Annotated in this window: 13 protein-coding genes; 9 read left to right on the top strand and 4 right to left on the bottom strand. The window is 65.6% G+C overall.

The window, feature by feature from the left end; translation table 11 throughout:
* Window positions 1-52 precede the first annotated feature (52 nt).
* The 4 genes from JQ635_RS15355 (at window position 53) to JQ635_RS15340 (ending at window position 5,224) form a co-directional block, all read left to right on the top strand.
* Window positions 53-769: an ABC transporter ATP-binding protein gene (locus tag JQ635_RS15355; RefSeq protein ID WP_211410682.1), complete on the top strand. Its 717-nt coding sequence runs from the start codon at window positions 53-55 to the stop codon at window positions 767-769.
* Window positions 766-3,336, top strand: coding sequence for an ABC transporter permease (locus JQ635_RS15350; protein ID WP_211410681.1), 2,571 nt, complete (start codon window positions 766-768; stop codon window positions 3,334-3,336). The genes JQ635_RS15355 and JQ635_RS15350 overlap by 4 nt, the downstream gene beginning before the upstream one ends.
* A gap of 269 nt (window positions 3,337-3,605) precedes the next feature.
* Window positions 3,606-4,397: a Bax inhibitor-1/YccA family protein gene (locus tag JQ635_RS15345; RefSeq protein WP_211410680.1), complete on the top strand. Its 792-nt coding sequence runs from the start codon at window positions 3,606-3,608 to the stop codon at window positions 4,395-4,397.
* A gap of 296 nt (window positions 4,398-4,693) precedes the next feature.
* Window positions 4,694-5,224 carry a GNAT family N-acetyltransferase gene (locus tag JQ635_RS15340; protein ID WP_211410679.1) on the top strand — a complete coding sequence of 177 codons (531 nt, stop codon included), beginning with the start codon at window positions 4,694-4,696 and terminating at the stop codon, window positions 5,222-5,224.
* 218 nt (window positions 5,225-5,442) lie between these two features.
* Here JQ635_RS15340 and JQ635_RS15335 read toward each other — a convergent pair whose 3' ends face one another.
* From JQ635_RS15335 to acnA, 3 genes are all read right to left on the bottom strand, one after another.
* A complete protein-coding gene (locus tag JQ635_RS15335) occupies window positions 5,443-5,814 on the bottom strand; it encodes a DUF2794 domain-containing protein (protein WP_211410678.1) in 372 nt (123 codons plus the stop codon).
* 622 nt (window positions 5,815-6,436) lie between these two features.
* Window positions 6,437-7,213 carry a DUF1223 domain-containing protein gene (locus JQ635_RS15330; RefSeq protein ID WP_211410677.1) on the bottom strand — a complete coding sequence of 259 codons (777 nt, stop codon included), beginning with the start codon at window positions 7,211-7,213 and terminating at the stop codon, window positions 6,437-6,439.
* A 233-nt stretch (window positions 7,214-7,446) separates the two neighbouring features.
* Window positions 7,447-10,167 carry an aconitate hydratase AcnA gene (gene acnA, locus JQ635_RS15325; RefSeq protein WP_211410676.1) on the bottom strand — a complete coding sequence of 907 codons (2,721 nt, stop codon included), beginning with the start codon at window positions 10,165-10,167 and terminating at the stop codon, window positions 7,447-7,449.
* A gap of 241 nt (window positions 10,168-10,408) precedes the next feature.
* Between acnA and ccmA the strand changes: the two genes are divergently transcribed.
* The 5 genes from ccmA (at window position 10,409) to JQ635_RS15300 (ending at window position 13,582) form a co-directional block, all read left to right on the top strand.
* A complete protein-coding gene (gene ccmA, locus JQ635_RS15320; RefSeq protein ID WP_211410675.1) occupies window positions 10,409-11,011 on the top strand; it encodes a heme ABC exporter ATP-binding protein CcmA in 603 nt (200 codons plus the stop codon).
* A gap of 250 nt (window positions 11,012-11,261) precedes the next feature.
* Complete coding sequence (gene ccmB / locus JQ635_RS15315; protein ID WP_130362890.1) at window positions 11,262-11,930, top strand: heme exporter protein CcmB; 669 nt, start codon at window positions 11,262-11,264, stop codon at window positions 11,928-11,930.
* Between the two features lie 91 nt (window positions 11,931-12,021).
* Window positions 12,022-12,807, top strand: a complete 786-nt coding sequence (locus tag JQ635_RS15310; RefSeq protein ID WP_211410674.1) for a heme ABC transporter permease — start codon at window positions 12,022-12,024, stop codon at window positions 12,805-12,807.
* A complete protein-coding gene (ccmD, locus tag JQ635_RS15305; RefSeq protein ID WP_211410673.1) occupies window positions 12,804-12,989 on the top strand; it encodes a heme exporter protein CcmD in 186 nt (61 codons plus the stop codon). The genes JQ635_RS15310 and ccmD overlap by 4 nt, the downstream gene beginning before the upstream one ends.
* Window positions 12,986-13,582, top strand: a complete 597-nt coding sequence (locus JQ635_RS15300) for a DsbE family thiol:disulfide interchange protein (protein WP_211410672.1) — start codon at window positions 12,986-12,988, stop codon at window positions 13,580-13,582. The genes ccmD and JQ635_RS15300 overlap by 4 nt, the downstream gene beginning before the upstream one ends.
* Before the next feature lie 135 nt (window positions 13,583-13,717).
* On the opposite strand, the gene JQ635_RS15295 is transcribed toward JQ635_RS15300, so the two are convergent.
* Window positions 13,718-14,320, bottom strand: a complete 603-nt coding sequence (locus JQ635_RS15295; protein ID WP_211410671.1) for a septation protein A — start codon at window positions 14,318-14,320, stop codon at window positions 13,718-13,720.
* Window positions 14,321-14,322 lie beyond the last annotated feature (2 nt).

Here is a 14,322-nt window from a genome sequence, read left to right as displayed (position 1 = left end):
CAATCCGTAACGCCTCTCGACCGCGCTATCGGAGTTGCCATATGACCGGACCATGGACACCTATTCCTCTTCGCTCGCCACGACCGCGATGGACACCATCGCCATCTCCAACGTCAATCTCTCATTGGGCACGGGCGCGGCACGCGTTCATATCCTCAAGGACATCAGCCTGCGCGTCGCCTCGGGCGAGACGATCGGCCTGATCGGCCCGTCAGGCTCGGGCAAATCCACGCTGCTGATGGTGATGGCGGGGCTGGAGCGTCCTGATAGCGGAGAGGTGGTGGTCAATGGCACGCCTTTCAATGCCCTCGACGAGGACGCGCTGGCCCGCTTCCGCGGCCGCCAGGTCGGCATCGTCTTCCAGTCCTTCCATCTGATCCCGACCATGACTGCGCTGGAGAACGTTGCCGTGCCGCTCGAGCTCGCCGGCAATCCCGACGCCGCAAAGCGCGCGGCACAGGAGCTGCAATCGGTCGGCCTCGGCGACCGCCTGCATCATTATCCGACCCAGCTCTCCGGCGGCGAGCAACAGCGCGTTGCGCTTGCGCGCGCGCTGGCGCCCGATCCCGCCATCCTCGTCGCCGACGAGCCGACCGGCAATCTGGATGAGGCCACCGGAAAGCAGATCGTCGACCTGCTCTTCACCAAGCATGCCGAGCGCGGCATGACCTTGGTGCTGGTCACGCACGATTCCTCGCTGGCGCATCGCTGCGATCGCGTCATCCGATTGCGCTCGGGCCGCATCGACACGCAGTCGGCGCCGGCATGAGCGCCGCTGCCGAACCGTTCGCGAGGCCGAACGCCGTCGCGCTGTCGCTGCGCTACGCGCTGCGCGAATTGCGCGGGGGCCTGCGCGGCTTCTACGTCTTCATCGCCTGCATCGCGCTCGGCGTGATGGCGATCGCCGGCGTCGGCTCGGTCTCGGCGAGCCTCTCCGACGGCCTCGCCCGCGAAGGCCGCACGCTGCTCGGCGGCGACGTGTCGTTCGTGTTGTTTCAGCGCGAGGCCAAGCCCGACGAAGTCGCCTTCCTGCGCTCGCGCGGCACGGTCTCGACCGCCGCCACTCTGCGCGGCATGGCGCGCTCGACCGACGGCAAGCTCGCGCTGGTCGAGATGAAGGCGGTCGACGACACCTATCCGATGCTGGGCCAATTGACGCTGGCGCCGTCTCTGCCGATGTCCGAACTGCTCGCGGAGCGCGACGGCGCGTTCGGCGCCGCCGCCGATCCGACGCTGCTGGCGCGGCTTTCGCTGAAGACCGGCGACCGCGTCACCATTGGATCTGCGACTTTCCAGGTCCGCTCGACCGTCGAGGCCGAGCCGGACAAGCTCGCCGGCGGCATCGGCTTCGGCCCGCGCTTCCTGATCAGCGAGGCGGGCCTGCGCGCCACCGGGCTGATCCAGCCCGGCAGCCTGGTGCGCTGGGTCTACCGGGTGAAGCTGCCCGATACCGCCAACAACGAGCGCGCCACCGAGGCCTTCATCGCGGATGCGCGGAGCGCCGCGCCGCAAGCCGGCTGGGAGATCCGCAGCCGCTCCAATGCCTCGCCGCAGCTCGAGCGCAACATCAGCCGCTTCACGCAGTTCCTGACGCTTGTCGGCCTCGCCGCGCTGCTGGTCGGCGGCGTCGGCGTCGCCAACGCGGTGAAGAGCCATATCGACCGCAAGCTCGAGGTGATCGCGGCCTTCAAGGCCGTCGGCGCGACGGGGCGCGACGTGTTCGGGATTTATCTCGCGCAGGTGATCCTGCTGGCCGCGATCGGGTCCGTGATCGGATTGGCGCTCGGCGCCGCGATGCCCTTCGCCATCGTCGGGCTGTTCGGCAAGCTGCTGCCGCTGCCGGTGGTGCCGGCCGTGCATGCCGATGAGCTCGCGCTGTCCTTTGTCTATGGCCTGCTCACGGCGCTCGCCTTCGGCCTGTGGCCGCTCGGGCGCGTGCATGACGTGCCGGTGGCGGCGCTGTTCCGCGACACCATCAGCTCCGAATGGCACCGGCCGCGCCTGGGCTATCTCGTATTCATGGGCGTCGTGATCGCGCTGCTCGTCGCGGTCGTGATCGGGCTCTCGTTCGACAAGCGCATCGCCGCGGTGTTCGTGGCCTCGTCCGTCGTCGTGTTCGCCCTGCTGCGCGGCATCGCCGCCCTGCTGATGACAATCGCGCGGCGGCTGCCGCGGACGCGGCTGCCGATGCTGCGGCTGGCGATCGCCAACATCCACCGGCCGGGCGCGTTGACGCCCTCGGTGGTGCTGTCGCTGGGTCTCGGGCTCGCCGTGCTCGTCACCATCACCCAGATCGACGGCAATTTGCGCCGGCAGTTCCTCGCCGCCCTGCCCGACCGCGCGCCGTCGTTCTTCTTCATCGACATCCCGAGCACGCAGGCCGAGCAATTCGACTTCTATCTGCGCCAGATCGCGCCGGGCGCGAAGGTCGAGGACGTGCCGATGCTGCGCGGACGCATCGTCGGTGCGCGCGGGGTGCGCGCCGAGGAGCTCAAGCCCACCACGGATTCCGAATGGGTGCTGCAGAGCGACCGCGGCCTGACCTACACGGCCGAGCTGCCGAAGGGCTCCAAGGTGGTCGAGGGCGAGTGGTGGAGCGCGGACTATTCCGGCCCGCCGCTGGTCTCGATGGAGAAGAAGATCGCTGACGGGCTTGGCCTCAAGCTCGGCGACGAGGTGGTGGTCAATGTGCTCGGCCGCGACATCCCGGCGAAGATCAGCAACCTGCGCAACATCGACTGGCAGGGCATGGGCATCAATTTCGTCCTGGTGTTCTCGCCCAACGCCTTCAAGGGCGCGCCCCACACCCATATCGCGACGCTGACGGAAACCGGCGGCGATGCTGCCGGCGACGGCAAGATCATCAAGCAGGTGGCCGACGCCTACCCCATGGTAACGAGCGTGCGCGTGCGCGAGGTGATGGAGACGGTCGGCTCGGTCGTGACCAATCTGGCGCTGGCGATCCGCGGCGCCAGCGCGGTGACCCTGATCTCGGCGATCCTGGTGCTGGGCGGGGCGCTCGCCGCCGGCCACCGTCATCGGGTCTATGATGCGGTAATCCTGAAGACCCTGGGCGCGACGCGCCTGCGGCTGCTCGGCGCCTATGCGCTCGAATACCTCCTGATCGGGCTCGCCACCGCGGTGTTCGGCGTGATCGCCGGCAGCATCGCGGCCTGGATGATCGTGACGCGGCTGATGACGCTCAGCTTCGTCTGGCAGGCCGGAAGCGCGGCCGGCGTGGTGGCGGCCGCCCTGATCGTCACGGTTGGGCTCGGGCTCGCCGGCACGCTGCTGGCGTTGAACAAAAAGCCCGCCACGGTGTTGCGGAATTTGTGACAAATGGTAGCGGGCAGCCGTGCGGGTGCGAAATCGCACGATTCTTGCGATTAACCACGCTTGCCTGTCTGGATTGCAGCCAAGGGCGACATTCAGCCGCGCGTGGACGGTTGCAGCGAATGTGTTAGTTTCCCACATATCGAATGGGTTCGGAGCCCCGATTGTTAGCCAAAATTTAGTCGGCAGGCAGCGGTATCCGAGATAGAGTTTGACGAACCGGAGGCATGGCGACCCTCATGCCGGACCGGCCAACCAACGGGAATTCGACCATGTCGGACCTAGACCGTAACTACGCTTCTCCTTTCGGCAGGGCCGCCGGGCGTGTTGACGCCGCGACGGTCGATGCCGGCCTGCGCGCTTACATGCTGCGCATCTACAATTACATGAGCATTGGCCTCGCCATCACGGGCCTGGCCGCGCTCGGCGTCTACATGGCCGCCGTGACCGACGTTCCGACCGCGGACGCGGTCCGCGTCGGCAAGATCTTCCTGACGCCGTTCGGCTATGCGATGTTCGTCAGCCCCCTGAAGTGGCTGTTCATGCTCGCGCCGCTTGCGATGGTGTTCGTGATCTCGGCGGGCATCAATCGCCTCGCCCCCTCGACTGCCCAGATCCTGTTCTGGGTGTTCTCGGCGCTGATGGGCATCTCGCTGTCGTCGATCTTCCTGGTATTCACCCACACCTCGATCGTGCGGGTGTTCTTCATCACCGCGGCGACCTTCGGTGCGCTCAGCCTCTACGGCTACACCACCAAGCGTGACCTGACCGGCATGGGCTCGTTCCTGTTCATGGGCCTGATCGGCATCATCATCGCCAGCCTGGTGAACCTGTTCCTGGCGAGCTCGATGCTGCAGTTCATCGTGTCGGTGGTCGGCGTGCTGGTGTTCGCGGGCCTCACCGCCTGGGATACGCAGCGGCTGAAGAACGACTATATCTACGGCTACGCCTCGGCCGGCGGTGACATCGCAGAGCGTGCGGCCATCACCGGCGCGCTGTCGCTGTACCTGAACTTCATCAACCTGTTCACGCTGCTCCTGCAGCTCCTCGGCCAGCGCGATTAAGCTCTGAGACGAGAGAACGGACACGAACCCCGGCCGAAAGGCCGGGGTTTTTGTTTCGGGGCGGGTGTTGCAACATCCACCACTGTCATCACCCGCCTTGTGCGCAATTGCGCACTGGGGCGGGCGATCCAGTACTCCGTGACACCCATGATCGAAGCGAGAGACCGCGGCGTACTGGATTCCCCGCCTTCGCGGGGAATGACAGCGGAGCAAGTGGCAGCTGCGCTCGCAATGACGGATGTGGGATGCGCCGAGGCCCCTTCCGGCGCCCGCGGGAAGGCTCTATCCTCCCCGCCATGTCCGCACCTGAAATCAGGCCCACGACCGAGGCCGACCTTCCCGCCATCACCGCCATCTACCAGCAGGCCGTCTGCGAGGGCACGGCGACGTTCGAGCTGGACCCGCCCGACCTTGCGGAGATGACGCGCCGCTACCGCGCACTGGTCGACGGCGGCTATCCCTATTTCGTCGCGATCCTCGAGGGGCGCGTGGCCGGATACGCCTATGCCGGGGCCTACCGGCCGCGCCCTGCCTACCGCTTCACGGTGGAGAACTCGATCTATCTCGATCCCTCCTTCCACCGCCGCGGCGTCGGCTCAAAGCTGCTGGAGCGGCTGATCACCGAATGCGAGGCGCGCGGCTTCCGCCAGATGATCGCTGTGATCGGCGATTCCGCCAATGCCGGCTCGATCGGCGTGCACACCAGGGGCGGCTTCAAGATGATCGGCACGCATCCCAATGTCGGGCTGAAATTCGGCCGCTGGCTGGATACGGTGATGATGCAGCGCGACCTCGGCGAGGGCGCGAAGACGGTGCCGGGGAAGTAGGACAGTCCCGTAGCCCGGGTGAGCGCAGCGATACCCGGGACCGCCATAAGCAAAGACTCGGATGTCGCTTCGCTCATCCGGGCTACGAAGTCTCGCCACATCACTGCTGTCGTAGGGTGGGCAAAAGCGCAACGCGCCGTGCCCACGAGCTTTCTCCGATCATACTCAGAATGGTGGGCACGCTTCGCTTTGCCCACCCTACGGCACCGGTCGTGCGGTTAGACCACCGCCAGCTTGCGATCGATCACCAGCAGCACGCGCTCGAGCTCGTGGCCGCGGCGCAGGATCAGGCCCGTCGCCGAGATCACGCTGTACATGCCCTGCTTGCGTGCGAGGCGCGGGTCCTTCTCGATGCGATAGATCGGCACTTCCGAGGCACGGCGAAACACCGAGAACACCGCACGGTCCTTCAGGAAGTCGATGGCGTAGTCGCGCCACTCGCCGTCGGCCACCATGCGGCCGTAGAGATTGAGAATACGGTGCAGCTCGAGCCGGTTGAAGGTCACCCGGTTCGGTTGCGCGTTCGCAGCGGCGGGATACGCCGCCGCGCGCTGCCCGCTTGGATCGGCATCCTCCGGCATCAGACCCATGCGAAGCGCCTCCTCGTCACAAGCATGACCGCGTCCGCGAAAACCGTCCCCGGAACCGCGGATCATGACAGTTGCATGATTGCGCCAACCGCTGTCCTCCGCAAGGGCTCTCGATGGAACCCAGAGCCCAGAACCGAGGGGACGCAACCGATGGAATCGGGTGCGAATCGGGATACACGCAGGGGTGGAACTCTGTCGCGACGAACCGTCACGGGATCGTGCTCAAGAATCTTAGTCTCGCCGCTTTTCCGCCCAGCGCCTGCCGCCCTGCATTGCGAAAAGACTGATGTGCGTTGACCCGGTCCTTTCGGTTCCGGATTCCTCAGCCCCCAGCCCCCCGGGGTCGAACAGGATCGGGTCTGTACGCGCGACAAGGAGGGCCAACGCGAGTTGGTCCTTTTTTGTTTGTGTCGGGATGTTTCCGGCGCGACGCCCCTCTCTCCGAACATCCGCCGGAAGACTCTCTCCCCTCATCCTGAGGAGCCGCGCCCTTCGCGCGGCGTCTCGAAGGATGCAAGGCCGCGCTGCATCAGCAGGGCCTGCATGGTTCGAGACGCGCACAAGGGCGCGCTCCTCACCATGAGGGTTGAGAGCAGAGTGCGACGCTCAAGAGAAATTCGAATCAGTGCAGCGACGTGTACGCCGCGCCGAGCATCGGGCCCGGCTTCTCGCGGTTGCCGTCCTGGACGTAAACCACCGCGCCGTCGACGCCGTCGCGCGTGAGGTTCTCGATCGGCACGGTCCAGCTTTCGGCACGACCGTTCCAGTCGCCGACCTTGAGCAGGTTGCGCACCACGTTGTGGTAGGTGATCTGCTGCCCGCGATTTTCGCCCTTGGCGATCGCGATCGGCACCGACTTGGCGATCGAGCAGATCCAGACCTCGCCATGCGAGACGGCCGGCTCCTTGCTTTCGGCCACCGAGACGTTGATCTGCTTGCCCGCAAGCGACATCGTCACCGGAACGCTCATCACGCCGGTGCCCTTGTCGGTCTTGCCGATCGCGCTCTCGATGCCGGCGCGATCGCTGCCGATGACATGCGTCGAACCATTCACCACGACCTGCGGCGTGTAGACCTCGCGGTCGCCGCGCATGCGTGAATAGGCACGCTGCCGTGCAGAGAAACGCGAATCCGCCAGCGTGTCCTTCCAGCCGAGATAGTCCCAATAATCGATCGGCATGCTCAGCGCGATGATCGAGGGATCGCTGGAGAGATCTCCGATGATCTTGTCGGCGGGCGGGCAGGACGAGCAGCCCTGCGAGGTAAACAATTCGACAACGGCGCGGGGATCGGCGTGGGCGGGACGGATGACGGCGACGATTGCACAGATACCGAGTGCTCCCGACCAGAGGGCACCGGACCAACGTGAAATCAGATGAGAAGCCGTCATTGTTGTCATGTCGAACGCCGCACACCAAAGCTCGTGGGAGGGGGAATCTTATCGATTGATGGTCACCGTAGTCTTACGGGGCGCGGCATGCTCAACCATCCAGGAAACCGGGCCAAACCGATTTTCCGCCGGATGGGCCCATCCAAAACATGCCACAAACGCGCGAAGGCGGCCTTGTGATAGGCCGCCTTCGTTTAACCTTCTACTCACGTCGCAGTGAGCCACCGTTCACAAATTCGCGCTTAGGCCGCGAGCTTGCGCAGGACGTAGTGCAGGATGCCGCCGTTCCGGTAGTAGTCGAGCTCGTCCAGCGTATCGATGCGGCAGAGCAGCGAAACACGCTGCAACGAACCGTCGCCGGAGACGATTTCCGCGGTCAGCTTCTGGCGCGGCTTGAGGTCGCCGACGAGGCCGCGCAGCGTGACCTTCTCGTCGCCCTTCAGGCCGAGCGACGACCAGGAGGTGCCTTCCTCGAAGGTCAGCGGCAGCACGCCCATGCCGACCAGGTTGGAGCGATGGATACGCTCGAAGCTCTGGCAGATCACGGCGCGAACGCCGAGCAGACGCGTGCCCTTCGCAGCCCAGTCGCGCGAGGAGCCGTTGCCGTATTCGGCGCCGGCGAACACCACCAGCGGCACCTGCTCCTGCTGGTACTTCATCGCGGCGTCGTAGATCGACATCTGCTCGCCGTCGGGCCAGTGCTTGGTGAGGCCGCCCTCCGGAATGTTGCCGTCAGCGCCCTTGAGCATGAAGTTCTTGATGCGGATGTTGGCGAAGGTGCCGCGCATCATGACTTCATGGTTGCCGCGACGCGTGCCGTACTGGTTGAAGTCGGCGGGACGCACCTGGTGCTCGCTGAGATACTTGCCCGCGGGCGAGGTGAGCTTGATCGAACCGGCCGGCGAGATGTGGTCGGTGGTGATCTTGTCGCCGAACATGGCGAGGATGCGTGCCTCGACGATGTCGGTGACCGGCTCCGGCTCCTTCTTCATGCCTTCGAAATAGGGCGGGTTCTGCACATAGGTCGAAGACATGTTCCAGCGATAGGTCTCGCTCTCGGTGGTCTTGATCTTGCGCCAGTTGGTGTCGCCCTTGAACACGTCGGCATACTTCTTCTTGAAGATCGTCGAGGTCACGAACTTCTTCATGAAGGCGTTGATCTCCTTGGTCGTCGGCCAGATGTCCTTCAGGTACACCGGCTTGCCGTCCTTGCCTTCGCCGATCGGCTCGACCGCGAGGTTCTTGGTCACGCTGCCGGCGAGCGCGTGCGCGACGACCAGCGGCGGCGAGGCCAGATAGTTCGCCTGCACGTCCGGCGAGACGCGACCTTCGAAGTTGCGGTTACCGGAGAGCACGGCGGCGGCGACGATGCCGTTGTCGTTGATCGACTTCGAGATCTCCTCCGGCAGCGGACCGGAATTGCCGATGCAGGTGGTGCAGCCGAAGCCGACCAGGTTGAAGCCGACCTTGTCGAGATCTTTCTGCAGGCCGGAATCGGCGAGATAGCCCGCGACCACCTGGCTGCCCGGGGCAAGCGAGGTCTTCACCCACGGCTTTGCCTTGAGGCCCTTGGCGGCAGCGTTGCGCGCGAGCAGGCCGGCGCCGATCAGCACACTCGGGTTCGAGGTGTTGGTGCAGGAGGTGATCGCGGCGATCACGACGTCGCCATGGCCGATCTCGAAATTCTTGCCCTCGACGGCAAAGCGCTTCGCGGGCTCTTCGGCCTTCTTGTACTCGTTGCTGAGCGCGACCGAAAAACCTTCGGCAACCGAGGGCAGCGCGATGCGGCCTTCGGGACGCTTCGGGCCGGCCATCGACGGAACCACGTCGGCGAGGTCGAGCGTCAGCGTCTCCGTGAACACGGGATCGGCCGACTTGGCGGTGCGGAACAGCCCTTGCGCCTTGGCATAGGCCTGCACCAGCGCGACGCGCGGCGCGGCGCGGCCGGAGGTCTTGAGATAATCGATCGCGGCAGCGTCAACCGGGAAGAAGCCGCAGGTCGCGCCATATTCGGGGGCCATGTTGGCGATGGTGGCCTTGTCGGCGACAGAGAGGTTGTCGAGGCCGGGGCCGAAGAACTCGACGAACTTGCCGACCACGCCGAGCTTGCGCAGCATCTGCGTCACGGTCAGCACGAGGTCGGTCGCGGTGACGCCTTCCTTCATCGCGCCCTTCAGCTTGAAGCCGACGACGTTGGGCAGCAGCATCGACAGCGGCTGGCCGAGCATGCAGGCTTCGGCCTCGATGCCGCCGACGCCCCAGCCGAGCACGGCCAGACCGTTGACCATGGTGGTGTGGGAGTCGGTGCCGACGAGCGAGTCAGGGTATGCGACCTCGAAGGTGCCGGTCTTCTTGCCGACCGTCATCTTCTCCTTCTTGGTCCAGACCGTCTGGGAGAGATATTCGAGATTGACCTGGTGGCAGATGCCGGTGCCGGGCGGCACGACGGAGAAGTTCGAGAACGCCTTCTGGCCCCACTTCAGGAACTCGTAGCGCTCCTGGTTCTGCTTGTATTCCTCGGCGACGTTCTTGCCGAAGGCCTTGTTGTCACCGAAGAAGTTCACGATCACGGAGTGGTCGATGACGAGGTCGACCGGGACCAGCGGATTGATCTTCTCGGCATCGCCGCCGAGCTTCTGCATGGCGTTGCGCATTGCAGCCAGATCGACCACGGCCGGAACGCCCGTAAAATCCTGCATCAGCACGCGGGCCGGGCGGAAGGCGATCTCATGCTCCAGCGACTTCTTGCGCAGCCATTTCGACACCGCGACGATGTCTTCCTTCTTGACCGAGCGGCCGTCCTCGTTGCGCAGGAGGTTCTCGAGCAGGACCTTCATCGAATAGGGGAGTTTCGAAATTCCCTTCAGACCATTCTTCTCGGCCGTGGGCAGGCTGTAATAGACATAGGTCTTGGCGCCGACCTTGAGGGTCTTTTTGCATTTGAAGCTGTCGAGCGAGGTCATGTAGGAAATCCCAATTGTTAGTTATACCCGGCAGGGTATTTTAACACCGTCAGCGTAGCAGGCTGGGTCGCTTGCAGGGGCAGGTTGAGTTGCTGCATCAAGTAGTTCCGGGCTTATAGAAGCTTTCTAACCGCGCCGCCACAGCCACAATCGTGCCGCAGCAATTGCCGAGCCAAAAATTCCCATGCGCTACCCCAAGATTTCCTGAGGCCTGGCTTTGAGCGGATTGGATCAAGCCAAGATGCAACTGTCCGGACGCGGGGTCGCCTGCGTGCGCGGCGGCCGCGAGGTGTTTTCCGGGCTCGATTTCGCGGCGGTCTCCGGCGAAGCCGTGGCGGTGACGGGTCGCAACGGGTCGGGCAAGACGTCGCTGCTGCGGCTGATCGCCGGCCTGCTCATTCCGGCCGGCGGGACAATCGCGCTCGATGGCGGCGATGCCGAGCTGACGCTGCCCGAACAGTGCCACTATCTCGGCCATCGCGATGCCCTGAAGCCGGCGCTGAGCGTTGAGGAAAACCTGGCATTCTGGGCCGATTTTCTCGGCGGGGAGCGCGGCGACGCCGCCGCGAGCCTCACAGCCGTCGGCCTCGACCACGCCACCCATCTGCCCGCGGCCTTCCTGTCCGCCGGCCAGCGCCGCCGGCTCTCGCTGGCCCGGCTGCTCACTATCAGGCGCCGGATCTGGCTGCTGGACGAGCCGACCACGGCGCTGGACGTCGCCGGCCAGGACATGTTCGGCGGCCTGATGCGCGATCACCTCGCCCGCGGCGGCCTGATCATCGCGGCCACCCACGCACCGCTGGGGATCGATTCGCGGGAGCTTCGGATCGGGGGTACGGCATGAAGTTCGCCGACCCTCAGCTTTCCAAGCGGCCGGGCTCCGCCGTCTCCGTTCCCTCCCCCCTTGCGGGGGAGGGTCAGGGAGGGGGGTGCCACACGGGGATTCTCTCGATCGACCGAAGTCCTTCCCCGAACTCAAGCGCACCTTTTCCGGGGCTACCCCTCTCCCCCGCCCTCCCCCGCAAGGGGGGAGGGAGCACAGTGTGCCTGGGTCTCAGAGTCGTTAGCGCCCACTCCGCCGCGAGGGCCACCCCATGACCGCCCTGTCCGCCCTGATCCGCCGGGACATCCGGATCGCCCTCCGCGTCGGCGGCGGGGCCTTGATCGGCGTACTGTTCTTCCTGACCGTGGTGGTGCTGATGCCGTTCGCGGTCGGGCCGGACCTGGCGCTGCTGTCGCGGCTGGGGCCGGCGATCCTCTGGCTCGGCGCGCTCCTGGCGAGCCTGCTCACCCTCGACCGGCTGTTCATGGCCGACCACGAGGACGGCTCGCTCGACCTGATCACGATGAGCCGGACCCCGCTGGAACTCGCCTGCGCCGCCAAGGCGCTGGCGCATTGGCTGGCCGCCGGCCTGCCGCTGATTGTCGCAACCCCCGTGCTCGGCCTGTTGCTGAACCTTGACATGGTCGCAACCGGCGCGGTGGCGCTGACGCTGCTGGCGGGCACGCCGGCGCTGACGTTTACCGGCATGATCGGCGCGGGGCTGGCGGTGACCCTGCATCGGGGCGGGCTGCTCATGGCCGTGCTGGTGCTGCCGCTGTCGATTCCGGTGCTGATCTTCGGCGTTGCGGCCTCGCAGGCCGCGATCGTCGGCCCCATGACGTTCGGGGCGCCGTTCTCGATCCTGTGCGCGCTGTCGCTGGTTAGCCTCGTGGTCGGCCCCTTCGCGGCGGCGGCGAGCCTGCGGCATGGACTGGATTGAGTTGGACTGGACTGACCTTGACCCCGATCAACTTTCGCTGCCCGCTTTTATGCTGATTGCGTGAGCAGCCCCCGGTGATTATCAGGATACCATGTCGCTGATCGACCTCGCCAACCCCACGCGGTTCCTTGCGCTGACAGCGCGGGTGTTGCCATGGCTTGCGGGTGCGACCGTCATCCTGCTCGCCATCGGCCTCTATCAATCCGCTTACGCGCCCGACGACTACCAGCAGGGCGCGACCGTCAAGATCATGTTCATCCACGTGCCCAATGCGTGGCTGTCGATGTTCGTGTGGGGCGTGATGAGCATCGCCTCGCTGGGCACGCTGGTGTGGCGGCATCCGCTCGCCGATGTCGCCGCGAAGGCGGCTGCTCCCATCGGCGCCAGCTTCACCTTCCTCGCGCTGCTGACGGGCTCGCTGTGGGGCCGGCCGATGTGGGGCACCTATTGGGAATGGGATGCGCGGCTGACCTCGGTGCTGATCCTGTTCCTGATGTATCTCGGCCTGATGGCGCTGTGGCGTGCGGTCGACGATCCCTCGCGCGCGGCGCGCGCCGCCGCGGTGCTGACGCTGGTCGGCGCGATCAATTTGCCGATCATCAAGTTCTCGGTCGATTGGTGGAACACGCTGCACCAGCCGGCGTCCGTGATGCGCATGGGCGGTTCGACGCTCGACAAATCCTTCCTGATCCCGCTGCTGCTGATGGCGATCGGATTCACGCTGCTGTTCGTGACGCTGCATCTGGCGGCGATGCGCAACGAGATTTTGCGCCGCCGCGTCCGCTCGCTGCAGATGATGCAGGCGAGCCGCGTCGCGTTCTCGAGCGAAGTGGGCGCCGGTTCGCGTCAAGAAAACGCGTCAACAGGGGCGGCGTGATCATGTCACTCGGTCCCTACGCCTCCTTCATCGTGACCTCCTACGCCGCTGCGGCGCTCGTCGTCGCGATCCTGATCGGCTGGATCGTGCTCGACTATCGCAACCAGACGCGGCGCCTGCGCGAGCTCGACCGCAGCGGCGTCACCCGCCGCTCGGGCCGCAGCGCGATGGACGCGTCATGAGCGATCAGTCGACCTCTGCGTCGCCGCAGCGCCGCACCTTCCTGATGGTGCTGCCGCTGATCGCCTTCATTGGCCTTGCCGTGCTGTTCTGGTTCCGGCTCGGCAGCGGCGATCCCTCGCGGATTCCCTCGGCGCTGATCGGCCGGCCCGCACCGCAGACCGTGCTGCCGCAGCTCGAGGGATTGCAGGACAACGGCGCACAGGTGCCGGGGCTCGATCCCACCGCCTTCAAGGGCAAGGTCAGCCTGGTCAATGTCTGGGCGTCCTGGTGCGTGCCGTGTCATGACGAAGCGCCACTTCTGACCGAACTGGCAAAAGACAAGCGCTTCCAGCTCGTCGGCATCAACTACAAGGACGCAGCCGACAACGCGCGCCGCTTCCTCGGGCGCTACGGCAACCCGTTCAGCCGCGTCGGCGTCGACGCCAACGGCCGCGCCTCGATCGAATGGGGCGTCTATGGCGTGCCGGAGACGTTCGTCGTCGGGCGCGAGGGAACCATCGTCTACAAGCTGGTCGGCCCGATCACGCCGGACAATCTGCAGAAGGTGCTGTTGCCGCAGATGGAGAAGGCGCTGAAGGCGGCGGGATCCTAGCACCGCTCCGTGCCCCGGACGCTGCGCAGCACGCAGTGATGCGCTGCAGAGCCGGGGCCCATGTCACCACGACCGCACTTCAGGAGAGAGCCTGGGTCCCGGCTCGCGCTTCGCGCGTCCGGGACACGAGACCGACTACCCCTTCCTCACATCCCCCGCCTCCGCCTCGCTGGTCTCCAGCGACGCTGGCTCGATCCCGTAGCGCTTGGTCAGCGGCATCTGCGCGATGGCGAAGATCATCGTGATCGGGGTGACGCCGAACACCTTGAAGTTCACCCAGAAATCCGTGCTCTGGGTGCGCCAGACGATCTCGTTCAGCACCGCCATGCCGGCGAAGAACAGCGCCCAGCGCAGCGTGAGGATGCGCCAGCCCTGCGGGGTCAAATTGAACATCTGGTCGAACATGACGGCGATGAAGGAGCGGCCGAAGAGCAGGCCGCCGCCGAGGATCGCGGCGAACAGGCCGTAGATGATGGTCGGCTTGACCTTGATGAAGGTCTCATCGTGCAGCACCAGGGTCAGCGTGCCGAACACCAGCACGATCACGCCGGTGACGATCGCCATGATCGGGATGTGGCGCGTCACCACATAGGAGGCGACCATCGCCGCGACGATCGCGACCATGAAGGCGCCGGTCGCGGCGAACAGGTTGAACTTCGCATTGACGAAGAAGAACACGAGCAGCGGGCCGAGCTCGGTCGCAAGCTTGAACAGCGGATGCGGCTGGGTCTTGTCCATTC

Source organism: Bradyrhizobium iriomotense (assembly GCF_018130765.1).
GTDB classification, from domain to species: domain Bacteria; phylum Pseudomonadota; class Alphaproteobacteria; order Rhizobiales; family Xanthobacteraceae; genus Bradyrhizobium; species Bradyrhizobium iriomotense_A.
Note: the sequence above shows the minus strand (reverse complement) of the source record. Positions and strands in the feature narration are given on the sequence as shown.